A 26,751-nucleotide genomic window follows, 5' to 3' on the forward strand; every position below is an offset into this window, starting at 1 on the left:
AGGAGCACTCCAGCCCTTGAGCAAGACCGAATTACTTGAGTTCGGCCTTGGCGCCGGCTTCCACCAGCTTCTTGACGGCTGCTTCGGCGTCGGCCTTGGCAATGCCTTCCTTGACGTTCTTGGGAGCGCCGTCCACCAGGTCCTTGGCTTCCTTGAGGCCCAGGCCGGTGATTTCGCGCACTGCCTTGATGACGGACACCTTGTTGGCGCCAGCTTCGGTCAGCACCACGTTGAATTCCGTCTTTTCTTCAGCAGCAGCAGCGCCAGCGCCACCACCAGCGGCAGCAGGAGCAGCCATGGCTGCAGCGCTCACGCCAAACTTCTCTTCAATGGCCTTCACCAGGTCATTGAGTTCCAGAACCGTCATGCTGTCCAGCGCGGTCAAAAATGCGTCTTTATCGAATGCCATTTTGATTTCCTAACAATTGTGTTGGTTGTCTGCCGGGCTATCAAGCCGCAACAGGTTCGGCGGCCGGTGCGGCTGCGCCTTCGCCTTTTTTCGCCGCCAGTGCGCCCAGCACAACGGCCGTACGCGACATGGGGGACATAAGCAAGCCACAAATCTGAGCCAGCAGAACTTCCTTGGAAGGAATGTTGGCCAGTTGCTTAACGCCGTTCACGTCCAGGGCCTTACCACCGAAAGCGCCACCGCGAATCACCAGCTTGTCGTTGGTTTTCGCAAAGTCAGCCACCACTTTCGCGGCAGCCACGGCGTCTTCGGAGAAGCCATAGATCAGAGGACCGGTCATCTGGTCAGCCACCACGTCAAACGCGCTGCCAGCCACAGCACGGCGGGCCAAAGTGTTCTTCAGAACACTCAGGTTCACGCCCTTGCTGCGAGCTTCCACACGCAGTTTGGTCATGTCGGCGACCGTGATGCCACGGTATTCCGCGATCACAAGCGTTTGAGCTTTAGCGGCGAGGCTGGTCACTTCACTGATGACCGCTTCTTTCTCACTGCGATTAAGACTCAAGGTCTACTCCTTAAATTGTGCATTCAGGCTTGCGCCCTCGTACACGCTCTTGTTGCAGCGACCAACTGTTTCGGAATGAATTCCATCTGCAGCGGGATCGCCATCTGCGTTGGCCCCGGAGGGATTAAGTGCAAGGCTGCACACCAACGGTCTTGGATGGCCTGGAGATGGTTGTTAGACCACCCCAGCCCACCACATCAGGCCCTTGCAGGCCCGAAGATTTTTTACCGCAATTACGCTGCGATGGATTGCGTATCCACGCGGACGCCAACGCCCATCGTGGAGGACACAGCGACCTTGCGCAGGTACAGACCCTTGCTCGAAGCAGGCTTGGCCTTGTTCAGAGCGTCGATCAGTGCAGCCAGGTTACCTTGCAGCTTTTCATTGTCGAACGAGCGGCGGCCAATAGTGCTGTGCACGATACCGGCCTTGTCCACACGGAACTGCACCTGGCCTGCCTTGGCATTTTTCACAGCCGTAGCCACGTCGGGGGTAACCGTGCCCACCTTGGGGTTTGGCATCAGGCCACGTGGGCCAAGGATCTGACCCAGGGTACCCACAACGCGCATGGCGTCAGGAGCAGCGATCACCACGTCGAAGGGCATGTCACCAGCCTTCACCATGGCAGCCAGGTCATCCATGCCAACGATGTCAGCGCCAGCAGCCTTGGCTTCTTCCGCCTTGGCACCTTGCGCAAAGACGGCCACACGGGTCGTCTTGCCAGTACCGTTGGGCAGCACGACAGCGCCACGCACCACCTGGTCGGACTTCTTGGCATCAATGCCCAGCTGAACAGCCACGTCGATGGATTCATCGAACTTAGCAGTAGCAGCTTCCTTCACCAGAACCACGGCATCTGCAAAGGCGTACAGCTTGGTGCTGTCAACCTTGCCCTGCAGGGCCTTTTGCTTTTTTGTCAACTTGGCCATTTACAAACCCTCCACCGTCACGCCCATCGAGCGAGCGGAACCAGCCAGCGTACGGACAGCAGCGTCAACATTCGCAGCATTCATGTCCTTCATCTTGGTCTTGGCGATTTCTTCGAGCTGTTCGCGCGTGATCTTGCCAACCTTGGTCTTCAGCGGATTGGAAGAACCCTTTTCGAGCTTGATAGCCTTCTTGATCAGAGTCGTCGCAGGCGGCGTCTTGATGATGAAGGTAAAGCTCTTGTCCGCGAACGCCGTGATGACCACGGGCAGTGGCAGACCTGGCTCCACACCTTGGGTCTGCGCATTGAATGCCTTGCAGAACTCCATGATGTTGAGACCACGTTGACCCAGTGCTGGGCCGATGGGTGGGGATGGATTGGCCTTACCAGCTGGAACTTGCAGCTTGATAAAACCGACGATTTTTTTCGCCATGTTTTACTCCTTACGGGTCATAACGCTGTTGTCGCACCACGCAACAACTGGCTCCCCGGGGTTAACGACTCGCTATCACGATGTTCGCACCGAGTCGAAAAGTGCGGCATCCAACTGCTTACCCTGGGTTTGCCAGGGAGAACTTAGGTGTTATCGAAAGACTTATGTCTTTTCGACCTGCCCAAACTCCAACTCGACCGGCGTGGAGCGGCCAAAAATCATCACGGAGACCCGCACGCGGCTCTTTTCGTAATTGACCTCTTCAACCGAACCATTGAAGTCGGTGAAAGGACCTTCTTTGACACGAACAAGTTCGCCCACCATGAATTCGATCTTGTGGCGAGGCTTGTCTGTGCCTTCCTGCATCTGGCTGACGATTTTCTGGACTTCCTCTTCAGAAATCGGCGCAGGGCGATTTTTCGCCCCCCCCACAAACCCCGTCACCTTGTTGGTGTGCTTCACCAGATGCCAAGTGTCATCGTCCATCACCATCTCGACGAACACATAGCCAGGAAACAAGCGACGCTCTGTCGTCTTGCGCTGGCCGTTCTTCATTTCGACCACTTCCTCAGTCGGCACAAGAATGCGACCAAACTTGTCCTGCATACCCGAGCGACCAATTCGCTCCTGAATGTTGCGCTCCACAGCCTTTTCCATGCCCGAGTAGGCATGGACAATGTACCAACGCAGATCGGGATTTGCCGAAGCAGAAGCGCCTGCAGGAGCTTCTGCTCCAGTGATTTCCGCAGCGGTTGTCATGACTTTCTCCAGCCCAAAATCAAGTCGTACAAGACCCATTCCAGCGTCTTGTCTGTGAACCACAGGAAAAGGGCCATGATCACCACAAAGGCGAATACGTAGGCCGTCATCTGCAGGGTTTCCTTGCGGGTGGGCCAAACGACCTTCTTCACCTCGCGCCAAGCGTCTTTGGCAAAGGCAACGAACTGGCGACCGGACTCCGACACCAAGAACACACCAGCAGCAGCAGCCAGCCCAACGATCAGCGCAGCCCACTGCACCACAGCGCCTTGTTTTCCCAACAAATAGAAGCCTGCAACCGAAGCGATGACCAGGGCCACCACCGCAGCGAGCTTGGCCTTGTCTGCGCCTGTATTGACTGTTTCAACCTGTGAAGTGGCCATCTTTGAGTATTTCCTGCTTCCGATGCACGGCATCACTTAAGACACCGAAGCCCGCCAGGGTCTGGCGGGCTTGTTTTGGGCCACATTCAAGTGGCAGGGGCAGTAGGAATCGAACCTACAACCTTCGGTTTTGGAGACCGACGCTCTGCCAATTGAGCTATACCCCTGTATACCTTGCTAATTAAGCAATGATCTTGGCCACGACGCCAGCGCCTACGGTACGGCCGCCTTCGCGGATAGCAAAGCGCAGACCTTCTTCCATGGCGATGGGGTTGATCAGCTTCACAGTGATCGACACGTTGTCACCAGGCATGACCATTTCCTTGTCGGCTGGCAGCTCGATGGCGCCGGTCACGTCGGTCGTGCGGAAGTAGAACTGAGGGCGGTAGTTGTTGAAGAAGGGCGTGTGACGGCCGCCTTCGTCCTTGCTCAGAACATACACTTCAGCGGTGAAGTGGGTGTGGGGCTTGATCGAGCCGGGCTTGCACAGCACTTGGCCGCGCTCCACGTCTTCGCGCTTGGTGCCGCGCAGCAGCAGGCCGACGTTGTCGCCAGCTTGACCTTGGTCCAGCAGCTTGCGGAACATTTCCACGCCGGTGCAGATGGTCTTTTGCGTGTCGCGGATACCGACGATTTCGATTTCTTCGCCGACCTTGATGATGCCGCGCTCAACGCGACCGGTCACCACGGTGCCACGGCCGGAGATGGAGAACACGTCTTCCACGGGCATCAGGAAGGCACCGTCCACAGCGCGCTCTGGCGTGGGGATGTAGGTGTCCAGCGCTTCAGCCAGCTTCATGATGGCTTCTTCACCCAGCTTGCCCTTGTCGCCTTCCAGGGCGAGCTTGGCAGAACCACGGATGATGGGGGTGTCGTCGCCTGGGAAGTCGTACTTGTCCAGGAGTTCGCGCACTTCCATTTCGACGAGTTCGAGCAGTTCTTCGTCGTCCACCATGTCGCACTTGTTCAGGAACACGATGATGTAAGGCACGCCCACTTGGCGAGCCAGCAGGATGTGCTCGCGGGTCTGGGGCATGGGGCCGTCAGCAGCCGAGCACACCAGGATAGCGCCGTCCATCTGGGCTGCGCCGGTGATCATGTTCTTCACATAGTCGGCGTGGCCAGGGCAGTCCACGTGGGCGTAGTGGCGGTTGGCCGTTTCGTATTCCACGTGGGCGGTGTTGATCGTGATACCGCGGGCCTTTTCTTCGGGCGCTGCATCGATCTGGTCGTATGCCTTGGCTTCACCGCCGAACTTGGCAGACAGCACGGTAGCGATGGCTGCCGTCAGCGTCGTCTTGCCATGGTCCACGTGGCCGATTGTGCCCACGTTGACGTGAGGCTTGGTGCGCTCGAACTTACCTTTTGCCATTTTTCCGACTCCGAAAAAAATCTATACCAATACAACTGGATCTCGGCGCAACCAGAATCGGACGCACCTGAAAGTGGTGCCCATGGCGGGAATCGGACCCGCGACCTCTCCCTTACCAAGGGAGTGCTCTACCACTGAGCCACATGGGCAACTTGACACCGCTCGCGCGACATCAAAATCTCTAACTCAACAAACCAGCACAACAAGCAATGGAGCGGGAGACGGGAATCGAACCCGCGTCATTAGCTTGGAAGGCTAGGGTTCTACCATTGAACTACTCCCGCATCGACCAACAGTCTCTGCGCGCCCAGCCCCGCAAACAACGAGACCAAGCACCAACCTCATCACTTCTATTCACTGGTGGAGGGGACTGGATTCGAACCAGTGTAGGCGTAAGCCAACAGATTTACAGTCTGCCCCCTTTAGCCACTCGGGCACCCCTCCGGAGAATTTCGAATTATAGCACCAGTTTTTTGCAGTCCGGAGAAATTCATAAGACCAAGCCACCACGCCACATCCAGGACAGGAGGCAAAGCTATACAAATTCATGGTGCGGCTGGCGGGGATCGAACCCACGACCCTTGGCTTCGGAGGCCAATACTCTATCCACTGAGCTACAGCCGCACGACCGAAATGGCACAGCTTCACATTATCGCACGCCACCACACGTCGAAGGAATCAATCACAACCGACTCCCGCACGACGACGAAATGGATGGCGTATCAGGAAGAAAGACTACAAACCTCGGCACCCGAAGATACCGGCAGCGAGAGCCCCAACCCCAACAAAAAGGCATCGGTACAGGCACCACCAACACCCACAAGATCAAAACCACCCTCGCTCAGGATCCAGTTTCTAATCAAGCCATCGAACAGGGCATGCAAACCAATCGCCGCCTCGATCGGAGCCATCGGCAAGACAACCCCCTGGTGCTGCGCCCCCAACGCAAAATCACGCGCCAGCTGCTGCGTAAAACCCTCCGACGCAGCCACATGGCGGTCACGCACCCCCCCAAGCTCACTCACATACTCTACTTTGTAGAGCGCGATCTCAAAAACCCTGCGCGTTCGCTCATCAGAGGCAACGCCGCGCAGCACGAGCGCCATCACCGCGCGCAATCGCTGCACAGGGTCTGGGCAGGTGCTGCTCTCAAACTCCCCGTAGCCTTGCTCCAGCGGAAGTGTCACCCGATCCATCATGGCATTGAAAAGATCCACTTTGTCCTTGAAGTGCCAGTAGATCGCTCCCCGCGTAGCCCCCGCAGCCTGCGCAATATCACTCAGCGAAGCGCGTGAGACCCCCTTCTCCCGAAAAACCTGCTCCGCCGCATCAATCAAGCCGTTGCGCGTGGCAACCGCATCTTCCTTGGTTCGACGCGCCATTGGTATTTGTCTCCTCGTTCTACACACTACGTATCCACACGATCCACAAAGGCATCGGCCGTCACAATTATACATTCATGTCTGTATGTATAATCGCGCACTTATTTTGTCGGGCTCTGGCCTGGTCGGGCCCTCGGCAAGCGGCCCATCCCCTACAACCCGATTCCTTGACGCCCATCAAAAAGGACTCCCATGCTGCGTGATGCATCTGCAACTCCCTCCTTTAGCGCCTTTCCCACCCGCAGGGCTGTCTCTCTGGTTGCCTTGACAGCAACAACACTGTTTCTCGCCTCTTGTGGCAAGACGGATGGCCAAGCACCCGCTGGAGGGCCGCAAATGCCACCTGTTGAGGTGGGTGTGGTGACGGCAACGCCTGGCGATGTCGGCCTGATCACCGAATTGCCGGGCCGTGTGGAGGCCTCGCGGGTTGCACAAGTACGTGCTCGCGCCGCAGGCATCCTGCAGCAGCGCCTTTTCAAGGAAGGCAGTGATGTGAAGGCAGGGCAGTCGCTGTTCCGCATTGACCCCGCCCCCTACGCCGCCGCATCGGAAAGCGCGCGCGCTGGCCTGGCCAAGGCCCAGGCCAACCTCGCACAGGCCAGTGCTCAAGTGGAACGCTACCGCCCGCTGGTGAGTGCCAATGCCATCAGCAAACAGGATTTTGTGAATGCCGAAGCTGCCGAAAAGCAGGCACAGGCAGATGTGGCCACCGCCCGGGCTGCCGTACGTACGGCAGATATCAACCTGGGTTATGCCAGTGTGACCTCGCCCATCTCGGGCCGCATCGGCCGGGCTCTGGTTACCGAAGGTGCGCTCGTGGGACAAGGCGAAGCAACCCCCCTGGCGGTGGTGCAGCAGATCGACCCCGTGTACGTGAACTTCACCCAATCGGCGGGCGACGTCTTTCAGTTGCGACGGGCCATGGAAAGTGGACAGTTCAAGCGTGCAGGCAGCGCAGAGGCCGCCAGTGTCAAACTCGTGATGGGCGATGGTTCGGAGTACGCCCAGACAGGAAAGCTGCTGTTCACCGACCTGTCGGTGGACGCCACCACGGGCCAGGTCACGCTGCGCGCCGAGGTGCCCAACCCCAAGGGCGAGCTGCTGCCCGGCCTGTACCTGCGCGTGCGCATTGAGCAAGCCCAGGCCAGCAATGCCATCACCCTGCCTCAGCAGGCTGTCACGCGCACCCAGCAGGGCGACACCGTGAGCGTGGTGGGCGAAGACGGCAAGGTGTCCCAGCGCACCATCAAGGTCAGCGCCGCACAAAACAACCGGTGGGTGGTTCTTGAGGGGCTGAAGGCCGGTGAAAAGATCATGGTGGACGGTTTCCAGAAGCTGCAGATGCTGCCTCCCGGCACGCCCGTAAAACCCGTCCCGTGGCAAGCTCCGGGGGCGCCTTCGGCACAGGCCGCCACACCTGCTGCATCGGCCGCTTCGGCATCGAAGCCATAAGGGGCATTCCAGCATGGCCAAGTTCTTTATCGACCGCCCCATCTTTGCATGGGTGATTGCCTTGTTCATCATGGTGATGGGCGGGGTGGCGATCACGCAGTTGCCGATCGCCCAGTATCCCCCTGTCGCGCCGCCGTCCATCGTCATCAACGCGGCCTACCCCGGCGCCTCTGCGCAAACCCTCGAAGACAGCGTGCTGTCAGTGATTGAACGCGAGATGAACGGCTCACCCGGGCTGATCTACATGGAGTCCGTCGCGCAGGCCGATGGCTCCGGCAGCATCACCCTGAGCTTCCAGCCCGGCACCAACGCCGACTTGGCGCAGGTCGATGTGCAGAACCGGCTCTCGCGAGCCACGCCACGCCTGCCCTCGGCCGTGACGCAGCAAGGCGTGCGCGTGGACAAGTCGCGCTCCAACTTCCTGCTGTTCACCATGCTCTCGTCCACCAATCCTGCCACGGACACGGTGGCGCTGGGAGACTACGCATCGCGCAACGTGGTGCCCGAACTGCAGCGCCTGAAAGGCATTGGCCAAGCCCAGCTGTTCGGTACCGAGCGTGCCATGCGCATCTGGATCGACCCGGCCAAGATGGTGAGCTTCAACCTCTCGGCGGCCGAGATCACAGCCGCCATCCGTGCGCAGAACGCGCAGGTAGCCAGCGGCACCATCGGCGACCTGCCCAATGTGGCGGGCCAGGGCATCGCGGCCACCGTGGTGGTCAACGGACAGCTCTCCAGCGTGGAGCAGTTCGGCAACATCGTGCTGCGCGCCAACACCGATGGCTCCACGGTCCGCATCAAGGACGTGGCGCGTGTCGAGCTGGGCGGACAGGCCTATGCCACGGCTGCACGCCTGAACGGCAAGCCCGCCGTAGGCATCGGCGTCCAACTGTCCCCCAGCGGCAATGCCCTCGAAGCCGCCAAGGCCGTGCGCACCAAGATGGATGAACTCTCGCGCTACTTCCCCGAGGGCATGAGCTGGAGCATCCCCTACGACAGCTCGCGCTTCGTGGACATCTCTATCACCCAGGTGGCCAAGACACTGCTGGAAGCCGTGGCGCTGGTGTTCCTTGTGATGTTCCTGTTCTTGCAGAACTGGCGCTACACCATCATCCCGACCATCGTGGTGCCCATCGCACTGCTGGGTACGTTCGCCACACTGCTGGCGCTAGGTTTCTCGATCAATGTGCTGACCATGTTCGGCATGGTGCTGGTCATCGGCATCGTGGTGGACGATGCCATCGTGGTGGTGGAGAACGTCGAGCGCATCATGAGCGAGGAGGGTCTTTCGCCACTGGAGGCGACCCGCAAGGCCATGCGCCAGATCTCGGGCGCCATCATCGGCGTGACCGTGGTGCTGATCTCGGTGTTCGTACCTTTGGCCTTCTTTGCCGGGTCCACAGGCAACATCTACCGCCAGTTCTCGGCGGTGATGGTGGCATCCATCGCTTTCTCGGCCTTCATGGCGCTGTCGCTCACACCGGCACTGTGCGCGACACTGCTCAAGCCCGTAGAAGCCGGCCACCACCATGAAAAACGCGGCTTTTTCGGCTGGTTCAACCGCAGCTTCTCACGCACGGCCAAGGGGTACGAAGGCTTTGTTGCGCGCATGCTCAAGCGGGCCGCGCGCTACCTCGTCATTTACGCCGCCATCATCGGCGCCGTGACCGTGGTGTACATGCGCTTGCCCACTTCGTTCCTGCCCAGCGAAGACCAGGGCAACATCATCGTCAATGTGCAACTGCCCCCCGGTGCGACACAGGAACGCACGCTGGCCGTGATGCAACAGGTTGAGGAATTCATCCTCAAGCAGCCCGAAGTTCAAAGCATGGTGGGTGTGCTGGGTTTCAGCTTTTCCGGCCAGGGCCAGAATGCGGCCCTCGCCTTTGTGACCCTGAAGGACTGGAGCGAGCGCCACGGCCCGGGTCAGTCTGCGCAAGACGTGGCCAACCGCGCTTTTGGCGGGCTGATGGGCATCCGCGACGCGTTCATCTTCCCGCTGAGCCCCCCCCCCATTCCTGAACTGGGCAACGCCAGCGGCTTCACATTCCGCCTGCAGGACCGAGGAGGCGCCGGGCACGAGGCATTGGTGAAGGCACGCAATCAGCTGCTGGGCATGGCCTCGCAAAGCAAGGTGCTGACCCAGGTGCGCCCGGATGGACTGGAAGACGCACCCCAGCTGCAGATCGATATCGACCGCGACAAGGCCAATGCGCTGGGTGTGCCGTTTGATGCGATCAACTCGGCACTGTCCACGGCACTGGGTTCGAGCTATGTAAACGACTTCCCGAACCAGGGCCGCCTGCAGCGTGTGGTGGTGCAAGCCGATGCGCCTGCACGCATGCAGCCGGACGATCTGCTGAAGATCAACGCCGCCAACAGCCAGGGCAAACCTGTGCCACTTTCCGCATTTGCCACAACGCGCTGGGTCAACGGCGCACAGCAGACGGTGCGCTACAACGGTTATCCCGCCATGCGCATCTCGGGCGCACCGGCCCCTGGTTTCAGCACGGGCGCAGCGATGGCAGAGATGGAAAAACTCGCCGGCCAGTTGCCTGCAGGCTTCGGCTTCGAATGGACCGGCCAGTCGCGCGAGGAAAAGCTGGCGGGCTCCCAGTCGCTGATCCTCTACAGCTTTGCCATCCTGGCCGTGTTCTTGTGCCTGGCCGCGTTGTATGAGAGCTGGTCGATTCCGCTGGCCGTGATTCTCGTGGTGCCGCTGGGGGTGCTGGGTGTGCTGCTGGCCACCCTGCTGCGCGGCTATGCCAATGACGTGTACTTCCAGGTGGGGCTGATCACCATCATCGGGCTGTCAGCCAAGAACGCGATTTTGATCATCGAATTTGCGAAGGACCTGCAAGCCCAGGGCAAGAGCGTGATCGAGTCGGCACTGGCGGCGGCCCACCTGCGGTTCCGCCCCATCGTTATGACGTCGATGGCCTTTGGCCTCGGGGTGTTGCCACTGGCCATTGCGTCGGGGGCCGGCTCGGCCAGCCAGCGCGCCATCGGCACCGGCGTGCTGGGCGGGATGATCACCGGCACGGTGCTGGCCGTGTTCTTCGTGCCCGTGTTCTTCGTAGTGGTGCGCAGTCTGTTCAAGGGCAGCGCGCGCCAGCAGGAGATGAACCGCCGCCACGCAGAAGAAGCAGGAGTTGGAACCCATGACTAATCACCCACGCACTACCGCCATCGCCCTGGCAGCGGCTCTGCTTCTGGCCGGCTGTTCGTTCATACCCACGTACGAGCGCCCTGCAGCGCCAGTGCCGGCCACCTATGCCACCACGGACGCGGCAGCCCCAGGCACTGCAACTGCCGCGCCCTGGCAAGATTATTTTGCCGAGCCCCGGCTGCGCCAGCTCATCGAGGTGGCCCTGGCCAACAACCGCGACCTGCGCGTGGCCGTGCTCAACATCGAGCAGGCCCGCGCCACATTCCAGGTGCGCAGGGCCGACCTGTACCCCGGCGTGGGCCTGGCCGCCAACGCGAGCCGCGCGCCCGCCGCAGGGTCCGGCGATCTGACCAACTCGTTCAGCGTGGGCCTGGCCGTTTCGGCCTGGGAGATCGACTTCTTTGGCCGCATTGCAAGTCTCAAGGAACAGGCCCTTGCCCAGTACCTCTCCACCGAAGAAGGCCGCAACGCCGCACAGGTCAGCCTCGTGGCTGCCGTAGCCAACGGCTGGTTGAACCTTCTGGCCGATGAAGAACTGCTGGACCTGTCGCGCCAGACCCTCGCCTCGCGCGAGGAGTCCATACGATTGACCAAGATGCGCCTCGATGCAGGCGTGGCCTCGGAGCTGGACTTTCGCCAGGCCGAGTCACTGACCCAGGCGGCGCGGGCCACGCTGGCCCAGCAGCAGCGCCAGCGCGCGCTCGACGAAAACGCCCTGGCGTTGCTATTGGGACAAGCCCTGCCCGATGACATTCGTGCCAGCCTCACAGGCAGCAGACTGGCAGCCGCCCCCGCCATGGCACAGCTGCCGGCGGGGCTCCCATCCGAACTACTGACCCGCCGCCCCGACATCCGCCAGGCGGAGCAGCAGCTGATTGCTGCCAATGCCAACATTGGCGCCGCCAGGGCCGCGTTCTTCCCGCGCATCTCGCTCACAGCGCAGGCAGGCACCGCCAGCGGCGAGCTGTCGGGCCTGTTCAAGAGCGGCTCGTGGGGGTTCACGATTGCACCCTCCCTGCTGCTGCCCATCTTTGATGCAGGGCGCAACCAGGCCAACCTGGAAAGCGCCCAAGCGGGCCGCAGCATCGCCGTCGCGCAATACGAAAAAGCCATTCAGACGGCCTTTCGCGAAGTGTCGGACGCGCTGGCCGGCCAGGCCACGCTGGGCGAGCAGGCGCAGGCGCAACAGCTGCAGGCGCAGGCCGAGGCCGCCCGGCTGCAACTGTCTGATCTGCGCTACCGCAATGGCGTGTCGAGCTACCTGGACCTGCTGGACGCCCAGCGCTCGCTGTTCACGGCGCAACAGGCTGTGGTGCAGGTGAAACTTGCACAATTGCAAAACCAGGTGGCGTTGTACAAGGCCCTGGGCGGCGGTGCACCCGAAACGACAGCAGGCAACCCCTCCTGACGCAGGCGGCGGCAAGCTTGGCGCGGCCCCATGGTTTTCGGGCGCGTGCCAGGCTCAAGCTGTGTGGGGTGAGATACAGGGTGCGCGCGGGCCTGAGCCGAAGGCAACAGCCCCGCAGATATAATTTAAGGTTGATTTCATCAAAGCCCCCGATACACCAGAGGACGTCATGAGCGACAACCACCACGAAGAAGCCCATACCGGCCCGATCAAGAACCCCAAGCAGTTGCTGGTCGCGGTACTTTTCTCGTTTGTGATTCCGATCTTTGCCATCATTGGCTTGGTCCTGTACGTCACGTCGGCAGACAAGCCTGCCGCTGGTGCCGTCAATCCTGAGAAAGCCATTGCCGAGCGCATCCAGAAGGTGGGCATGGTCGAGATCCGTGACGCCAACCGCCCTCTCCGTGCTGGCGAAGAGGTGTACAAGGGCCAGTGCGCCGCCTGCCATGCAACCGGCGCCGCTGGTGCTCCCAAATTTGCCGACGCTGGCGCCTGGACGGCCCGCATCGCCACCGGCTTTGAAACGCTGGTGCAATCCGCCCTGAAGGGCAAGGGTGCGATGGCCCCACAAGGTGGCGGCGACTTCAACGACACCGAAATCGCACGGGCCGTGGCCTACATGGCCAATGCTGCCGGTGCCAAATTTGCCGAGCCTGCAGCACCCGCTGCGGCTGGTGCTGCTCCGGCAGCCGCAGAAGCCGCTCCCGCCGCCCCCGCCACGCCGGTGGCAGCAGCAGCCCCCGCCGCAGAAGCCGCGCCAGCCGCTGCCGCGCCGGTGGCAGCGGCCGCCGCCGCGGGCGCAGGCGCAGGCGAAGCCCTGTACAAGCAGGCCTGCCAGGTGTGCCATGCTGCAGGCGTAGCCGGTGCTCCCAAGTTTGGTGACAAGGCCGCCTGGTCGGCCCGCCTGCCTGCCGGCATCGATGCGCTGTACAACAGCGTGGCCAAGGGCAAGGGCGCAATGCCTCCCCGTGGCGGTGCAGCCCAGGCGTCAGACGCCGACCTGCGCGCAGCGGTCGAGTTCATGGCTGCCGCCGCCAAGTAAGCCTTCCCCTTGCGGCATGTGCGGTGCACTCTTTGGGGCATTGCATGCAGGCTTAAAAAAGCCGGTTCAGTGGACCGGCTTTTTTGCTTTTCTGGATTGCTTTGCATCCACCATGCGCGGTGACCCAGGGGTTTCGCGGGCACCCCACTGGCCCTGCGGGCTCATGACAAAGCCGTAGCGATCAGGCAACTCTTCCGCCAGCACTTCCTGCGGCAGCCAGCGCCCTGCTTCCACGGCTTCGGCCACCAGAGGCACGTCCAGCGTATGCACCAGGCCCACGCCCAGCGCCGACGTCAGGTAGACATGGCCCTGCGCGTCCACCAGGCAGTCCTGCACCGCCGCGCCACGGCCCGTGTGGGACACCACCGAAAAATCGGACTGTATGCGCCAGATCCAGGGCGTAGCCTCCAGCTCCACATACACCCGCTGGGGCCCGTTCTGAAAGAACCATTGTCCCTGCGCATCGGATTCGTAATTGCGCGCGATGAAGCCGATGAGCTTTTCATGCTGCAGCAAGGACCCCTTGCTACGTGGAAACGGCCCTGCTGCCTGGGCCTGGTCATCGCGCAGGTACCAGTGGCCACGCGCGTCCAGGCCCAGCCAGCCATAGCAGTCGGGCACGTTGGGCCACTTGGCCAGCGCCTGTTTGACGATGTCATCCATGCGGCGATTGTGCGCCCGCCCGCGTCCCAGCCCCTGCGTGTTCCGCCAACCACCCGCCCACCGCGTCGGGCATGGCACGCACGTGCCCAGGCAGGCGGCCATGGGCAAAACCGACGTGACCGCCGTGTGGAGGCTGCCAGAGCGTGACGAACCCATTGCGCACCTCGTGCGGCAGCGGAAGGCTGGCGGCCGGGACAAACGGATCGTTGCGCGCATTCACCACCAGGGCCGGAACGCGGATGTGGTGCAGCAGCGGCTTGGCCGACGCCCGCTGCCAGTAGTCCTCGGTGTTCCGAAAGCCATGCAGTGGCGCGGTGAACACGTTGTCAAACGCATACAGGTCGCGCGCCGCCATCAGTGCCTGGCGATCGAACAACCCGGGGTGCTGCGCGAGTTTGCGCAGCGCCTTGGGCACCAGGGTGCGCATGAACATGCGTGTGTAGACCTGTCGGTTGAAGCCACGCCCGATGGCGTGCCCCCCTGCGGCCAGATCGATGGGCGAGCACACGGCCGCCACGGCATCGGCGCTGCGCGCAGCGTCTTGGCCCACCTCGGCCGCCCAGCGCAAGAGCGCATTGCCGCCCAACGAGACCCCCACGGCCACCAAGGGGCCCTGGTGCGAGGCGCGCAGGCGCTGCAGCATCCAGCCGATCTCTGCGTGGTCGCCGGAGTGGTAGGCGCGGGGCGCAAGGTTGATCTCGCCACTGCAACCCCGGAAATGGGGCAAGGCGCATGCCCAACCGCGCTCGCGCGCCCAGTCGGCAAAGGCCTCACAGTAATGGCTGCGCGACGAGCCTTCCAGGCCATGGAAGACCACCAACAGCGGCCGGAGTGCCGCAGGCGCCGTGGCCCCCTCCTCCAGCAGAAAATCCACGTCTACAAAGTCACCGTCCGGCGTGTCCCAGCGCTCTCGGCGGTACACGGGGCGGGGGCCGAAAACGCGGCGCGAATACAGGGCTGGCCAGATGGTCTGGAGCTGTCCACCGGGCAACCATCGAGGCGCTACATATTTCATAGCTATTTGCGCTTTCCTATCAAGCGCCAGACCCTAAAAAGGCTTCGATTCAAGGCCCCACCACTCAGTGCAGCACGGGCCGCTGGGCGTCCACCACCTGCGCATCGGGCGCGACGCCGGGGCTCGCATGGTGGGCCACCAGGCGCCAGCCTTCCGGGGTCTTGTGATAGACATTGGTGGCCAGCACCACGGCCTGGTGCAGGCCGTCGGGCAGCATCACCTCGACCTGCTCGACCACGCTGTGCACAGCGCTTGTCAGCGCCACCACACGGTGCACCTGCAACGGCCGCGCCCGCACCGTGCCGTGCGAAAACATCGCCTCGAACGCCGCGCGAATCGCACCAGCACCCAGCAGCCGGGGCCCGCCGGGATGCACGCAGATGATGTCGTCGTCTTCTGCCCAGCAGGACATCAAAAGCTCGATATCGCCCCGCTGCAAAGCCTCATAGAACGCGGCTTCGGTGTCGTCCGAGGAACCTCCGAGGGTGGCGGCGCTGGCGCGAGAACGGGGCATGGTGGTTGGTGAGGCGTCTGGGATGGAAGGTGGCGCGGCGGCCATGCGGCCCGCCATGTGCGGGTTGCTATTGTGCGGCCATCTCCCAAAGCCTTGTGGCCCGCCCGGAAAGTGGCACCAGGGAAGGCACTTGTTGCAGAATCAGCCAAGCTGCCGGTTGATGGCACCTTGGCATCTTGTCTCTGTGCCCCAAACTGTCCCTGAACTCCACCTGGCGAAGCCACCATGATCCAACGCATTTTTGCCCTGCTGACCGCCCTGCTGGCGCTCAGCGCATTGACCGGCTGCGGCTACAACGACTTCCAGCGGCTGGACGAGCAGTCCAAGGCCGCGTGGAGCGAGGTCCTCAACCAGTACCAGCGCCGCGCAGACCTTGTGCCCAACATCGTCGCCACCGTCAAGGGCGAGGCCAACTTCGAGCAGGAAACCCTGACGCGCGTGGTCGAGGCGCGCGCCAAGGCCACCTCGATCCAGGTCACGCCCGAAACCCTGAACAATCCCGAGGCGTTCAACAAGTTCCAGCAGGCGCAGGGCGAGTTGTCGGGCGCGCTGTCGCGGCTGATGGTGGTGTCCGAGCGCTATCCCACGCTGCAGGCCAACCAGGGCTTTCGCGACCTGCGCGTGACGCTGGAAGGCACCGAGAACCGCATCACCGTGGCGCGCAACCGCTACATCCAGACGGTGCAGGAATACAACGTGCTCGCGCGCAGCTTTCCCACCAACCTGACGGCCATGGCGTTCAGCTATGCGCCCAAGCCCAGCTTCACCGTGGCCAACGAAGCCCAGATCTCCGCGCCGCCCACCGTGGATTTCTCCGCGTCCAAGCCCAAGCCTTGAACGCGGCCCTCTCCACCGCTGAAAATTTGAGAAAAATATGCCCCTAGCGCTTATTTATAAAGCGCTAATAGCTATACTATTGATAGCATTTGCAGTCCCATGGGCGCATGCTGACAGTGGCCTGTTGCCCGTGCCCACGCTCACCGGCCCCGTCATCGACCAGACCGGAACCCTGAGCGCCTCCGACAAGGCCGCGTTGGAGACGCAGCTGCAAACGCTGGAGCAGACCCGGGGCGCGCAGGTGGTGGTGCTGATGGTGCCCACCACCGCTCCCGAAGACATTGCATCGTTCGCCAACCGCGTGGGCAACACCTGGAAGATCGGGCGCCGCGACGTGGGTGACGGCGTGCTCGTGATCGTGGCCAAGAACGACCGCAAGATGCGCATCGAGGTCGCCAAGACCCTGGAAGGCGCCATCCCCGACATTGCAGCGGCGCGCATCATCGACGGCGCCATGAAGCCCCGGTTCCAGCAAAGCGACTATGCGGGCGGCCTGCGTGACGCAGTCACCCAGATCTCCGCACGCATAGCCGGTGAGGCGTTGCCAGCACCCGCGAGCAACAGCGGCACCGCAGCCCATAGCCCCAACACCAGCCGCGACGGATTCGACTGGACGGACCTCGCCATCTTTTTGTTTTTCGGCGTGATGGTGGCGGGACCGGTGATGCGCAGCATTTTTGGCAGCCGCCTCGGGGGCCTGCTCATGGGCGGCGGTGTGGGCTTGTTGGCCTTTGTGGTTACCTCCAGCCTGATCGTGGCGGGCGGCGCCGGCCTCCTCGCTCTGCTTTACACCTGGATCTTCGGCGGCACTGGCGGTGGCAGCAGCCGACGGCGTGGTCGAGGCGGTGCGGCGGTCGGCGGCTGGGGCGCGGGTGTCGGCGGCGGAGGCTGGAGCGGCGGTGGCAGCAGCAGCGACAGTGGCGGGTTCAGCTCGGGTGGCGGTGGCGATTTTAGAGGCGGCGGCGCCTCGGGGGACTGGTGAACATGGGTCCAGGATCAACAACCACCACCTCCATAGCGACCTTACCGGCCGCCCTCTGGCGCCTGGCCCGCCATCGCTGGGGCGAGCCCCAGGCACGCCGCGCGCTGCCCGGCGACACCCTGGAGCGCCTGGCCGCGCGGGTGGCTGCCAGCGAGCAGCAGCACACGGGCCAGATCCGCATCGTCGCAGAAGCCAGCCTGCCCTGGAGCTACCTGCGCCGCAACGCCAGCGCGCGCGAACGCGCCCTCATGCTGTTCAGCAAATACCGCGTGTGGGACACCGAGCACAACAACGGCGTCTTGATCTACCTGCTGCTGCCCGAACACGCGATAGAGATCGTGGCCGACCGGGGCCTTGCCCGGCAGGTGGGAGCGGACGAATGGCGCGATGTGATTGCGCTGATGGCTCCCCGCTTTCGCCAGGAGCAGTACGAAGAGGGCCTCGCACAGGCCGTCGACGCCGTGTCCTTGCGCCTTGCCCGGCACTTTCCACGCCTGCCCGATACGCCCGGGCACAACGAATTGCCGGACGCGCCGGTGCTGCGCTAGCCATCGCGTGCACAGCCTCCACGGCGGGAGGCTGGTCGCACGGAGTTGCCTCCAGAAAGTGGGTTGACGCTGCGGGCTTTTGACGGCCCGTCCAAGCGATTTGCGGGCCCAGCAGAAGCGCGGTTTGTTGGGGGAGTGGCTGGCGCTTCCTGCACCGTGCATGTCTTTCGGGGCATTCTCACTGTTCCAAATAAGCCGCAGGGTTTTCCTCTAGAACACCTTGTTTCAAGGCGATCTTCTCGCTCATTACGAAATCCCCGACCGAAGTTCCCAGCCTATTGTTTCCAATACTGGAACAGTTAGTTTGCGACTCGGTGGTTTTTCTTTGGACTTCACCCGCGTACAGTTCAACCCATCGATGAGCCGAACCCGCAAGGCGACTCACCGAACCCGGTTCAGGAATGGTTTTTTGACCCGGCTTTTTTGAGACGCTTTTTAACTTCCAAGGATTTTCATCATGAACAACACCGCCCGCTTCCTCTCCATCGCTGCCGTTGCCGCTTTCGCCTCTTTCGGCGCACAGGCTGACGAAGCCGATGCTTCGCAATTCGCTACCAAATTTGAAACCAACCGCACCCGCGCTGAAGTGCAGGCAGAAGCCGCCAGCGTTGCCCAGACCCGCTCCATCGAGCCGGCAGGCTCGCGTGTGTTGACCTACACGTCCACGGCTGACCGCGCTGCCGTGCGTGCCCAGGCTGCCGAAGCCCTGCGCGCTGGCCAGATCCCTTCGGGTGAGCGTGGTTGATTCTTGTTGAATCCACGGTTCACACGTTTTCGTATTGCCAAGTACCTCGTCCCTATTTTTTGAATTTCACTGGAGTTTCACCATGAACAAGTCTGTCCGTTTCCTCTCTATCGCCGCTGTTGCCGCTTTCACTGCTTTCGGCGCCCACGCTGACGAAGCCGATGGTTCGCAATTTGCCCTGAAGTTCGACACGAACCGCACCCGTGCCGAAGTGGCCGCTGAAGCCGCCACCGTGGCCCAGACCCGCAGCATCGAGCCCGCTGGTTCGCGTGTGGTGACCTACACGTCCACGGCTGACCGCGCTGCTGTGCGCGCCCAGGCTGCTGAAGCCCTGCGCACTGGCAAGATCCCTTCGGGCGAATTCAGCGCCATGTAATTCGCGCGGGAGGTACTGCGGTCGTTGTCACGGCTGCAGCCCGATGCTGAAAGCAAAAAGCCGAGGCCCCGTGAGGGGCCTCGGCTTTTTTCTGCCCTGCCAATCGTGAAGAGATTGACAATGGCACAGTCACCGGCCCAGAACACCTCAATGGCTTCCAGCTACCGCTCCATCGACCATGTCATGCTGCGCCTTCACGCAGCCGAGCCTTTGTTTCAGCTCTTCAGCGAGACCTTCGGGTTGCCCGTGGCCTGGCCCTTGCAACGCACTGATTTCGCCACGTATGGCTGGGTCCATCTGGGCAACACTGACCTCGAATTGTGGGCAGCGACCGCCAACGGCGATCTTCCCGACCATGCGCAACCGCCCTTGATCCACGGTTTTGCTCTGGAGCCTGCTTCGCCCTTGGCCGAAAGTCTGGAGCACGCGATGGAGGCAGGCATCACTTGCAAGCCTCCCCGCGCCTTCCAGTCCGAGAACAGCCGGGGCGAAAGCGTCACCAATTTCACCAATTCCGTGCTGCTTGAGCTTTCCGCTCCAAGCTGTTGTGTGTTCTTTTGCGAGTGGGATCGGCGTGCGGCCCTCTACCCCTGGCCCGAAACCGCAACGCCGGTAGAACGCCGCGCGCAGCATCGGCAGGCCCTGCAGGACAGCGGGGGCGGCCCCCTGGGAATCACCGGACTGCATGCCCTGCGCATGGGCACCCCGGATGTGCAAACACACCAGCACCGTTGGCGGGCACTCACAGGCTCGCAGCCTGGCCATCCCATTGCAGTCATGCCGGATGTCTGTCTGGAGCTGGTTCCAGGAGACCACTTGCTGATTGAATCGCTGTCGCTGAGCGTGCGCTCACTATCTATAGCGCGTGCCTTTCTGAGCAGCCGGCATTTGCTCCAGGCGGACAGCGGCGATGTGCTTTCCATGGCGTGTGAAGGGCTGCAACTTCACCTGCTGGAAACGTCCCCCGCCTTGCCTTAGTGCAGACTTCCATGACCGCTTGCTGTTTTGCAGCAGGCGGGCATAAAAAAACCCGGCCAAGCCGGGTTTTGGGGCAGATCCACCAAGATCTGAATCACTTCTTCTGGCGGAACTTGCGAAGCGCAGCAATCTGCGCCGCCATCACGGCCAGTTCGGACTGGGCCTTGGCCAGGTCGATTTCGCTCTTGGCATTCTTGAGCGCTTCCTCGGCGGAGGCCTTGGCGGCGTTGGCCTTCTCGTCGTCCAGATCCTTGCCACGGATGGCGGTATCGGACAACACAGTCACGCAATTGGGCTGCACTTCCAGAATGCCACCGGCCACGAAGACAAACTCTTCGGAACCGTCAGCCATTTCGATGCGCACCGAGCCCGGCTTGATACGGGTGATCAGCGGGGTGTGGCGGGGATAGATGCCCAACTCGCCAGCTTCGCCAGGCAGCGCCACGAAACGCGCTTCACCGGAGAAGATGGACTCTTCGGCACTGACCACATCAACGTGGATGGTGTTCATCATTGCTCCTAGGAAAAGGTGGGTTGCTTGATTGCTGAAGGCCGAGCGGCGGTAGGCTGCTCAGCCGCCGGGCAATCAGGCCACCTTCTTGGCCTTTTCGAAGGCTTCGTCAATGGTGCCCACCATGTAGAACGCCTGTTCTGGCAGGTGATCGCATTCGCCGTTCACGATCATCTTGAAACCACGGATGGTTTCCGACAGTGGAACGTACTTGCCTGGCGAGCCCGTGAACACTTCGGCCACGTGGAAAGGCTGCGACAGGAAACGCTGGATCTTGCGCGCGCGGGCCACGGCCAGCTTGTCTTCAGGTGCCAGTTCGTCCATGCCCAGAATGGCGATGATGTCGCGCAGTTCCTTGTAGCGCTGCAGCGTGCCTTGCACCGCACGGGCCGTAGCGTAGTGGTCTTCGCCCACGACGTTCGGGTCCAGCTGGCGGCTGGTGGAGTCCAGAGGATCCACGGCAGGGTAGATACCCAGCGAGGCGATGTCACGCGAAAGCACCACGGTGGAGTCCAAGTGGGCGAACGTCGTGGCAGGCGATGGGTCGGTCAAGTCATCGGCAGGCACGTACACGGCCTGGATGGAGGTGATCGAGCCGACCTTGGTCGACGTAATACGCTCTTGCAGACGGCCCATTTCTTCGGCCAGCGTAGGCTGGTAGCCCACGGCGGAAGGCATGCGGCCCAGCAGAGCGGACACTTCGGTACCGGCCAGCGTGTAGCGGTAGATGTTGTCCACGAAGAAAAGCACGTCACGGCCTTCGTCGCGGAACGACTCGGCGATGGTCAGGCCGGTCAGAGCAACGCGCAGACGGTTGCCTGGGGGCTCGTTCATCTGGCCGTACACCATGGCAACCTTGGACTCTTCGAGCTTCTCCAGGTTCACCACGCCGGAATCGGCCATTTCATGGTAGAAGTCGTTCCCTTCGCGGGTACGCTCGCCCACACCAGCGAACACCGACAGACCGCTGTGGGCCTTGGCGATGTTGTTGATGAGTTCCATCATGTTCACGGTCTTGCCCACACCGGCGCCACCGAACAGGCCCACCTTGCCGCCCTTGGCGAACGGGCACACCAGGTCGATCACCTTGATGCCGGTTTCCAGTAGCTCTTGCGAAGGCGACAGTTCGTCGTACGCAGGGGCCTTGCGGTGGATGGAGGCCGTCAGTTCCTGGCTCACGGGACCACGTTCGTCGATGGGAGCACCCAACACGTCCATGATGCGGCCCAGCGTCGCCTTGCCCACGGGCACGGTGATGGAGTTGCCGGTGTTGGTCACCATGATGCCGCGGCGCAGGCCGTCGGACGAACCCAGCGCAATGGTACGCACCACGCCGTCGCCCAGCTGCTGCTGCACTTCCAGCGTCAGGGTCGAACCGTCGAGCTTCAGAGCGTCGTAAATCTTGGGCATCTGGTCGCGCGGGAACTCAACGTCCACCACAGCGCCGATACATTGAACAATCTTGCCTTGCACTTGAGCCATTTTTCGCTCCAATAAAGATGTTGGTTGAGCTGCTTACACAGCAGCGGCGCCAGCCACGATTTCCGAAAGTTCTTTCGTGATCGCTGCCTGGCGCGTCTTGTTGTAGACCAGCTTCAACTCGCCAATGACGCTGCCGGCGTTGTCGGTGGCGGCCTTCATGGCCACCATGCGTGCCGACTGCTCGGACGCCATGTTTTCCGCAACGGCCTGGTAGATCAGGGATTCGACATAGCGGACCAGCAGATCGTCGATCACGGTCTGTGCATCGGGCTCGTAGATGTAGTCCCAGCCATGTTCGGTCTTGTCGGCCTGCATCTGCGCGGACGACAGGGGGAGCAACTGCTCCACCACCGATTCCTGCTTCATGGTGTTGATGAACTTGGTGTACGAGAGGTACACCGCGTTGATCTTGCCTTCAGCATACGCATCGAGCAGCACCTTGACCGGTCCGATCAGCTTGTCCAGATGGGGCGTGTCGCCCAGGCCCGTCACGTGCGAAACCACCTTGGCACCGACACGGTTCAGGAAACCCAGGCCCTTGTTGCCAATGGCAACCGCCTCGGTGGACACGCCAGCGCCCTGCAGCTCACGCAGCTTGGACGTCACGACGCGCAGCACGTTGGTGTTCATGCCACCGCACAGGCCCTTGTCGGTCGTCACCACGATCACGCCAGCCGTCTTGGCATCGTTCACTTTCATGAACGGATGCACGTATTCAGGGTTGGCCTGGCCGAGATTGGCTGCAATGTTGCGGATCTTCTCGCTGTAAGGGCGGGCAGCCCGCATCCGCTCTTGCGCCTTGCGCATTTTGGATGCAGCCACCATTTCCATGGCTTTGGTGATCTTTTTGGTGTTCTCCACCGACTTGATCTTGCCGCGTATTTCCTTGCCTGCTGCCATGATGGCTCCTCGTCCGGTTTAAGCGAACGACTTCTTGAACGCGGCGATGGCTGCGGTCAATTCGGCTTCTGCGTCCTTGTCCATGGCCTTGGCCTGTTCCAGCTTGGCCAGCAGAGCGGCGTGGCTGGTCTTCAGGAACTGGTGCAGGCCGTGTTCGAAGTCGAGAACCTTCTTGACGTCGATGTCGTCCATGAAGCCCTTGTTCACAGCAAACAGCGTGGAAGCCATCAGCGAGATGGACAGCGGGCTGTACTGCGCCTGCTTGAGCAATTCGGTCACGCGGGCGCCGCGGTCGAGCTGCTTGCGGGTGGCTTCATCCAGGTCGGAAGCGAACTGCGCGAACGCAGCCAGTTCACGGTACTGGGCCAGGTCGGTACGGATACCACCGGACAGGTTCTTCACCAGCTTCGTCTGGGCAGCACCACCGACGCGCGACACCGAGATACCGGCGTTGATGGCGGGGCGGATACCGGCGTTGAACAGCGAGGTTTCCAGGAAGATCTGGCCGTCAGTGATCGAGATCACGTTGGTCGGCACGAAAGCGGACACGTCGCCAGCTTGCGTTTCGATGATCGGCAGTGCGGTCAGCGAACCGGTCTTGCCCTTGACTTCACCCTTGGTGAAGGCTTCGACGTAGTCGGCATTCACGCGGGCTGCACGTTCGAGCAGACGGCTGTGGAGATAGAACACGTCGCCAGGGTAGGCTTCGCGGCCTGGTGGGCGACGCAGCAGCAGCGACACTTGGCGGTAAGCCACAGCTTGCTTGGACAGGTCGTCATACACGATCAGGGCGTCTTCGCCACGGTCGCGGAAGTATTCGCCCATGGTGCAGCCGGAGTAGGCCGACACGTACTGCATGGCGGCCGATTCGGAAGCCGATGCGGCCACCACAATCGTGTATTCCATGGCACCGGCTTGTTCCAGTGCGCGCACCACGTTCTTGATCGACGATGCCTTCTGACCGATGGCAACGTAAATACAGGTCACGCCTTGGCCCTTCTGGGCGATGATGGCGTCGATGGCCACAGCGGTCTTGCCGGTCTGGCGGTCACCAATGATCAGCTCGCGCTGGCCACGGCCCACAGGCACCATGGAGTCGATGGACTTCAGGCCGGTTTGCAGAGGCTGGTCCACCGATTTACGGGCGATCACGCCCGGAGCGACCTTTTCGATCACGTCGGTGAGCTTGGCGTTGATAGGACCCTTGCCATCAATAGGCTGGCCCAGGGCGTTCACCACGCGGCCGATCAGCTCGGGACCGACGGGTACTTCCAGAATGCGGCCCGTGCACTTGACGGTGTCGCCTTCGGAGATGTGCTCGTACTCGCCCAGAATCACGGCGCCGACGGAGTCGCGCTCCAGGTTCAGCGCCAAGCCGTAGGAAGGTTGGCCGTCCTTGGTGGCGGGGAACTCCAGCATTTCGCCTTGCATCACGTCCGACAGGCCGTGAACGCGAACGATACCGTCCGACACAGACACCACGGTGCCCTGATTGCGGATATCGCTGCTGGCAGCCAGACCTTCGATGCGGCTCTTGATGAGTTCAGAAATTTCTGCGGGATTGAGTTGCATGACTCTTTCCTTCTTTCTTTGGTTCGCTGTCCTCGCCGCGCGTTACGCGGTGAGGGCCGCTTTCATTTGTTCAAGACGGGCCTTGACCGAAGTGTCCAGCACCTCGTCACCCACCACTACGCGAATGCCGCCGATCAGGGACTCGTCCTGCTGAACAGCGAGATTGAGCTTGCGGCCGAAGCGCTTTTCCAGCGCTGCGCTGACCTCGGACAGTGCGGCACTGTCCATCGGAAAAGCGCTGTACACCACGGCATCCGAAGAGCCGTTGCGGCGATTCACGAGGGTACGAAACTGCGAAGCCACTTCCGGGAGCGCGTTGATGCGTCCGTTGTCGATGACTGTGCGCAGGAAATTCTTGGCCGTATCGGACAGCGCCGAACGCGCAACACCCGTGAAGACGGCAAACACCTGATCTGCCGTCACCTTGGGGTTGTCCGCCAGCTGACGCAACTGGGGGTTGGCGGCAATGGCCGCCAGTTCATCGACCCAGTCAGCGGTGCTGGCCAGGTCCATGCCCGCACCCGCAGTAGCGGCCTTGAACAGGGCATCGGCGTAAGGGCGGGCAATGGTGGCGAGTTCAGCCATGTGTGTCCCCTTACAGCTCGGTCTTCAGGCGGTTGAGCAGGTCGGCGTGAACGCCGGCATTGACTTCCTTGCGGAGAATCTGCTCAGCACCCTTGACGGCCAGCGCTGCCACCTGCTCACGCAGGGCTTCGCGGGCTTGCACCGTTTGCTGCTCGGCTTCGGCACGGGCGGAGGCAACAATCTTGTTGCCTTCTTCCGTGGCGCGTGCCTTGGCTTCTTCGATGATGGCCTGGGCACGTCGGTCGGCGTCCGCAAGACGCGAGGCCGTTTCGTTGCGCGCCTGTGACAACTCCTTTTCGACGCGCTGGTTGGCAGCGGTCAGTTCGGACTTGGCACGGTCGGCAGCAGCGAGGCCTTCGGCGATTTTCTGGGCTCGTTCATCCAACGCCTTCGCGATCGGGGGCCACACGAATTTCATCGTGAACCACACCAGGATCAAGAAGACGATGGCCTGAATGAACAGGGTCGCATTGATACTCACGGCAACACCTTTCTAGAGTGGCGTTGAACGGGACTTACTTGGGCAGGTTGGCCAAGAACGTCGAAGCGAAGGGGTTGGCGAAAGCGAACAGCAGAGCGATAGCCACGCCGATCAGGAAGGCGGCGTCGATCAGACCAGCCAAGATGAACATCTTGGTTTGCAGTTCGTTGATCAGTTCAGGCTGACGTGCCGACGATTCGAGGAACTTGCCGCCCATCAGTGCGATACCGATGGAAGCGCCGATAGCGCCCAGACCAACGATCAGACCACAAGCCAGAGCGACGAGACCGAGAATGTTTTCCATGATGACTCCTGAGTTAAAAAAAGAAAGGTTGAAAAAGAAAAGGGAAACGAAAGGGAACCGTTAGTGCGCGTTGTGCGCCTGACCGAGGTAGATCAGTGCAAGCATCATGAAGATGAAGGCTTGCAGAGAGATCACCAGAATGTGGAACAGCGTCCAGATGGTGCCAGCGATGACGTGGCCCACAGGCAGCAGCACACCCGACAGCGACAGTGCAGCCGCACCACCCATCAGGGCGATCAGCATGAACACCAGTTCACCGGCGTACATGTTGCCGAACAACCGCATGCCATGCGATACGGTGTTGGCGACATATTCAATGATCTGCATCAGCAGATTCACGACGCCCAGAATCAGGGCGAAGATGGGGTTCTTGCTGGTGCCGAACGGAGCCGACACGAGTTCATGCGCCCAGCCGCCAGCGCCCTTGATCTTGACGCTATACCAGAAGCGCAGGATCAGAATAGCAAATGCCAGCCCCAGGGTGGTGGACAGGTCGGCCGTAGGCACGACACGCAGATAGGCGTGGTGGGGATCATGACCAGCAGCGCCATAGATCTTGGCCCAGATGGCGGGCAGCAGGTCCACCGGCAACATGTCCATGAAGTTCATCAAGAAGATCCAGACAAACACCGTGAGACCCAGAGGAGCAATGAACTTGCGGCTCTCGGCATTGTGGATATTGGCCTTGGCCTGGTTGTCCACCATCTCGACCAGCATTTCCACCGCCGCCTGGAAGCGACCGGGCACACCGGAGGTTGCCTTACGGGCAGCTGACCACAGAATCAAAAGGGTGAGCACACCCAGAACCAGACCGACGATGATCGAGTCGTAGTTGATGACGGTGAAATCAACAATCTTGGTCTGGTTGACGTTTTGAAGATGCTGCAGGTGGTGAACGATGTATTCACTTGCAGTCGGAGCGTGCGCTTCTGCGGCCATCGGACAACTCTTCTCTA

General features: G+C 61.6%; 29 protein-coding genes and 5 tRNA genes. 10 read left to right on the forward strand and 24 right to left on the reverse strand.

The annotated features are described in order from the left end of the window. Positions 1 to 31: 31 nt before the first annotated feature. The 13 genes from rplL to ACQ4MJ_RS19160 all read right to left on the reverse strand — a co-directional run bounded on the left by rplL (position 32) and on the right by ACQ4MJ_RS19160 (position 6,231). Positions 32 to 409, reverse strand: a complete 378-nt coding sequence (rplL, locus tag ACQ4MJ_RS19100; RefSeq protein WP_008907085.1) for a 50S ribosomal protein L7/L12 — start codon at positions 407 to 409, stop codon at positions 32 to 34. 40 nt (positions 410 to 449) lie between these two features. Further along, a complete protein-coding gene (gene rplJ / locus ACQ4MJ_RS19105) occupies positions 450 to 974 on the reverse strand; it encodes a 50S ribosomal protein L10 (RefSeq protein ID WP_055398511.1) in 525 nt (174 codons plus the stop codon). Between the two features lie 233 nt (positions 975 to 1,207). After that, the gene (rplA, locus tag ACQ4MJ_RS19110; RefSeq protein WP_055398510.1) at positions 1,208 to 1,903 is read right to left on the reverse strand and encodes a 50S ribosomal protein L1; all 696 of its coding nucleotides are present in this window, start codon (positions 1,901 to 1,903) and stop codon (positions 1,208 to 1,210) included. Continuing rightward, on the reverse strand, positions 1,904 to 2,335 hold the full coding sequence (gene rplK / locus ACQ4MJ_RS19115) for a 50S ribosomal protein L11 (RefSeq protein WP_010467238.1): 432 nt from the start codon (positions 2,333 to 2,335) through the stop codon (positions 1,904 to 1,906). It lies immediately after the preceding gene. A gap of 162 nt (positions 2,336 to 2,497) precedes the next feature. After that, the gene (gene nusG, locus ACQ4MJ_RS19120; protein WP_082437456.1) at positions 2,498 to 3,094 is read right to left on the reverse strand and encodes a transcription termination/antitermination protein NusG; all 597 of its coding nucleotides are present in this window, start codon (positions 3,092 to 3,094) and stop codon (positions 2,498 to 2,500) included. Beyond that, entirely contained in the window at positions 3,091 to 3,477 is a 387-nt protein-coding gene (gene secE, locus ACQ4MJ_RS19125) for a preprotein translocase subunit SecE (RefSeq protein WP_121422025.1), read from the reverse strand. The genes nusG and secE overlap by 4 nt, the downstream gene beginning before the upstream one ends. Before the next feature lie 91 nt (positions 3,478 to 3,568). Then, positions 3,569 to 3,644 (reverse strand) — tRNA-Trp (locus ACQ4MJ_RS19130). Between the two features lie 14 nt (positions 3,645 to 3,658). Then, the gene (gene tuf, locus ACQ4MJ_RS19135; RefSeq protein ID WP_056642984.1) at positions 3,659 to 4,849 is read right to left on the reverse strand and encodes an elongation factor Tu; all 1,191 of its coding nucleotides are present in this window, start codon (positions 4,847 to 4,849) and stop codon (positions 3,659 to 3,661) included. A gap of 74 nt (positions 4,850 to 4,923) precedes the next feature. Next, positions 4,924 to 4,998: transfer RNA gene (locus tag ACQ4MJ_RS19140), tRNA-Thr, on the reverse strand. 61 nt (positions 4,999 to 5,059) lie between these two features. Further along, positions 5,060 to 5,133: transfer RNA gene (locus tag ACQ4MJ_RS19145), tRNA-Gly, on the reverse strand. A 74-nt stretch (positions 5,134 to 5,207) separates the two neighbouring features. Next, positions 5,208 to 5,293: transfer RNA gene (locus ACQ4MJ_RS19150), tRNA-Tyr, on the reverse strand. A gap of 104 nt (positions 5,294 to 5,397) precedes the next feature. After that, positions 5,398 to 5,473, reverse strand: a tRNA-Arg gene (locus ACQ4MJ_RS19155). 98 nt (positions 5,474 to 5,571) lie between these two features. Then, positions 5,572 to 6,231 carry a TetR family transcriptional regulator gene (locus tag ACQ4MJ_RS19160; protein ID WP_431151611.1) on the reverse strand — a complete coding sequence of 220 codons (660 nt, stop codon included), beginning with the start codon at positions 6,229 to 6,231 and terminating at the stop codon, positions 5,572 to 5,574. 192 nt (positions 6,232 to 6,423) lie between these two features. Between ACQ4MJ_RS19160 and ACQ4MJ_RS19165 the strand changes: the two genes are divergently transcribed. The 4 genes from ACQ4MJ_RS19165 to ACQ4MJ_RS19180 all read left to right on the forward strand — a co-directional run bounded on the left by ACQ4MJ_RS19165 (position 6,424) and on the right by ACQ4MJ_RS19180 (position 13,302). Next, positions 6,424 to 7,683: an efflux RND transporter periplasmic adaptor subunit gene (locus ACQ4MJ_RS19165; protein WP_121422023.1), complete on the forward strand. Its 1,260-nt coding sequence runs from the start codon at positions 6,424 to 6,426 to the stop codon at positions 7,681 to 7,683. Positions 7,684 to 7,696: 13 nt separating this feature from the next. Further along, positions 7,697 to 10,852 (forward strand): efflux RND transporter permease subunit, encoded by a 3,156-nt coding sequence (locus tag ACQ4MJ_RS19170; protein ID WP_055401284.1) that lies wholly within the window; start codon positions 7,697 to 7,699, stop codon positions 10,850 to 10,852. Further along, a complete protein-coding gene (locus tag ACQ4MJ_RS19175) occupies positions 10,845 to 12,260 on the forward strand; it encodes an efflux transporter outer membrane subunit (RefSeq protein ID WP_431151610.1) in 1,416 nt (471 codons plus the stop codon). Before ACQ4MJ_RS19170 ends, ACQ4MJ_RS19175 begins: the two co-directional genes overlap by 8 nt. Before the next feature lie 169 nt (positions 12,261 to 12,429). After that, on the forward strand, positions 12,430 to 13,302 hold the full coding sequence (locus ACQ4MJ_RS19180; protein ID WP_431151609.1) for a c-type cytochrome: 873 nt from the start codon (positions 12,430 to 12,432) through the stop codon (positions 13,300 to 13,302). A 66-nt stretch (positions 13,303 to 13,368) separates the two neighbouring features. Here ACQ4MJ_RS19180 and ACQ4MJ_RS19185 read toward each other — a convergent pair whose 3' ends face one another. The 3 genes from ACQ4MJ_RS19185 to ACQ4MJ_RS19195 form a co-directional block, all read right to left on the reverse strand. Next, on the reverse strand, positions 13,369 to 13,965 hold the full coding sequence (locus tag ACQ4MJ_RS19185) for a DUF2946 family protein (protein ID WP_431151608.1): 597 nt from the start codon (positions 13,963 to 13,965) through the stop codon (positions 13,369 to 13,371). After that, positions 13,958 to 14,980 (reverse strand): YheT family hydrolase, encoded by a 1,023-nt coding sequence (locus ACQ4MJ_RS19190; RefSeq protein WP_431151606.1) that lies wholly within the window; start codon positions 14,978 to 14,980, stop codon positions 13,958 to 13,960. Before ACQ4MJ_RS19190 ends, ACQ4MJ_RS19185 begins: the two co-directional genes overlap by 8 nt. A gap of 64 nt (positions 14,981 to 15,044) precedes the next feature. Continuing rightward, on the reverse strand, positions 15,045 to 15,494 hold the full coding sequence (locus tag ACQ4MJ_RS19195; protein WP_431151605.1) for a YybH family protein: 450 nt from the start codon (positions 15,492 to 15,494) through the stop codon (positions 15,045 to 15,047). Positions 15,495 to 15,719: 225 nt separating this feature from the next. Between ACQ4MJ_RS19195 and ACQ4MJ_RS19200 the strand changes: the two genes are divergently transcribed. From ACQ4MJ_RS19200 to ACQ4MJ_RS19225, 6 genes are all read left to right on the forward strand, one after another. After that, positions 15,720 to 16,331 (forward strand): LemA family protein, encoded by a 612-nt coding sequence (locus tag ACQ4MJ_RS19200; protein ID WP_370460100.1) that lies wholly within the window; start codon positions 15,720 to 15,722, stop codon positions 16,329 to 16,331. A gap of 37 nt (positions 16,332 to 16,368) precedes the next feature. Further along, a complete protein-coding gene (locus ACQ4MJ_RS19205; RefSeq protein WP_431151604.1) occupies positions 16,369 to 17,313 on the forward strand; it encodes a TPM domain-containing protein in 945 nt (314 codons plus the stop codon). 2 nt (positions 17,314 to 17,315) lie between these two features. Continuing rightward, the gene (locus tag ACQ4MJ_RS19210; protein ID WP_431151603.1) at positions 17,316 to 17,861 is read left to right on the forward strand and encodes a TPM domain-containing protein; all 546 of its coding nucleotides are present in this window, start codon (positions 17,316 to 17,318) and stop codon (positions 17,859 to 17,861) included. Positions 17,862 to 18,318: 457 nt separating this feature from the next. Continuing rightward, on the forward strand, positions 18,319 to 18,606 hold the full coding sequence (locus tag ACQ4MJ_RS19215) for a DUF4148 domain-containing protein (RefSeq protein ID WP_121419970.1): 288 nt from the start codon (positions 18,319 to 18,321) through the stop codon (positions 18,604 to 18,606). Between the two features lie 82 nt (positions 18,607 to 18,688). Continuing rightward, positions 18,689 to 18,982: a DUF4148 domain-containing protein gene (locus ACQ4MJ_RS19220; RefSeq protein ID WP_121419969.1), complete on the forward strand. Its 294-nt coding sequence runs from the start codon at positions 18,689 to 18,691 to the stop codon at positions 18,980 to 18,982. A gap of 24 nt (positions 18,983 to 19,006) precedes the next feature. Next, positions 19,007 to 19,960, forward strand: coding sequence for a hypothetical protein (locus ACQ4MJ_RS19225; RefSeq protein ID WP_431151600.1), 954 nt, complete (start codon positions 19,007 to 19,009; stop codon positions 19,958 to 19,960). A 94-nt stretch (positions 19,961 to 20,054) separates the two neighbouring features. Here ACQ4MJ_RS19225 and ACQ4MJ_RS19230 read toward each other — a convergent pair whose 3' ends face one another. From ACQ4MJ_RS19230 to atpB, 8 genes are all read right to left on the reverse strand, one after another. Further along, entirely contained in the window at positions 20,055 to 20,471 is a 417-nt protein-coding gene (locus ACQ4MJ_RS19230; RefSeq protein WP_010467232.1) for a F0F1 ATP synthase subunit epsilon, read from the reverse strand. 75 nt (positions 20,472 to 20,546) lie between these two features. Further along, on the reverse strand, positions 20,547 to 21,953 hold the full coding sequence (gene atpD / locus ACQ4MJ_RS19235) for a F0F1 ATP synthase subunit beta (RefSeq protein WP_055396243.1): 1,407 nt from the start codon (positions 21,951 to 21,953) through the stop codon (positions 20,547 to 20,549). 33 nt (positions 21,954 to 21,986) lie between these two features. Further along, entirely contained in the window at positions 21,987 to 22,853 is an 867-nt protein-coding gene (gene atpG / locus ACQ4MJ_RS19240) for a F0F1 ATP synthase subunit gamma (RefSeq protein ID WP_055396242.1), read from the reverse strand. Between the two features lie 18 nt (positions 22,854 to 22,871). Then, positions 22,872 to 24,425: a F0F1 ATP synthase subunit alpha gene (atpA, locus tag ACQ4MJ_RS19245; protein WP_055396240.1), complete on the reverse strand. Its 1,554-nt coding sequence runs from the start codon at positions 24,423 to 24,425 to the stop codon at positions 22,872 to 22,874. Positions 24,426 to 24,467: 42 nt separating this feature from the next. Further along, positions 24,468 to 25,010 carry a F0F1 ATP synthase subunit delta gene (locus ACQ4MJ_RS19250; protein ID WP_055396238.1) on the reverse strand — a complete coding sequence of 181 codons (543 nt, stop codon included), beginning with the start codon at positions 25,008 to 25,010 and terminating at the stop codon, positions 24,468 to 24,470. 10 nt (positions 25,011 to 25,020) lie between these two features. Next, on the reverse strand, positions 25,021 to 25,491 hold the full coding sequence (locus ACQ4MJ_RS19255; protein ID WP_007847746.1) for a F0F1 ATP synthase subunit B: 471 nt from the start codon (positions 25,489 to 25,491) through the stop codon (positions 25,021 to 25,023). Between the two features lie 34 nt (positions 25,492 to 25,525). Then, positions 25,526 to 25,795, reverse strand: a complete 270-nt coding sequence (gene atpE / locus ACQ4MJ_RS19260) for a F0F1 ATP synthase subunit C (protein WP_007847749.1) — start codon at positions 25,793 to 25,795, stop codon at positions 25,526 to 25,528. Between the two features lie 60 nt (positions 25,796 to 25,855). Beyond that, complete coding sequence (gene atpB / locus ACQ4MJ_RS19265; RefSeq protein WP_121422014.1) at positions 25,856 to 26,734, reverse strand: F0F1 ATP synthase subunit A; 879 nt, start codon at positions 26,732 to 26,734, stop codon at positions 25,856 to 25,858. Between the last annotated feature and the right edge of the window lie 17 nt (positions 26,735 to 26,751).

Source organism: Acidovorax facilis, from assembly GCF_050626955.1.
GTDB lineage: Bacteria > Pseudomonadota > Gammaproteobacteria > Burkholderiales > Burkholderiaceae_C > Acidovorax > Acidovorax facilis.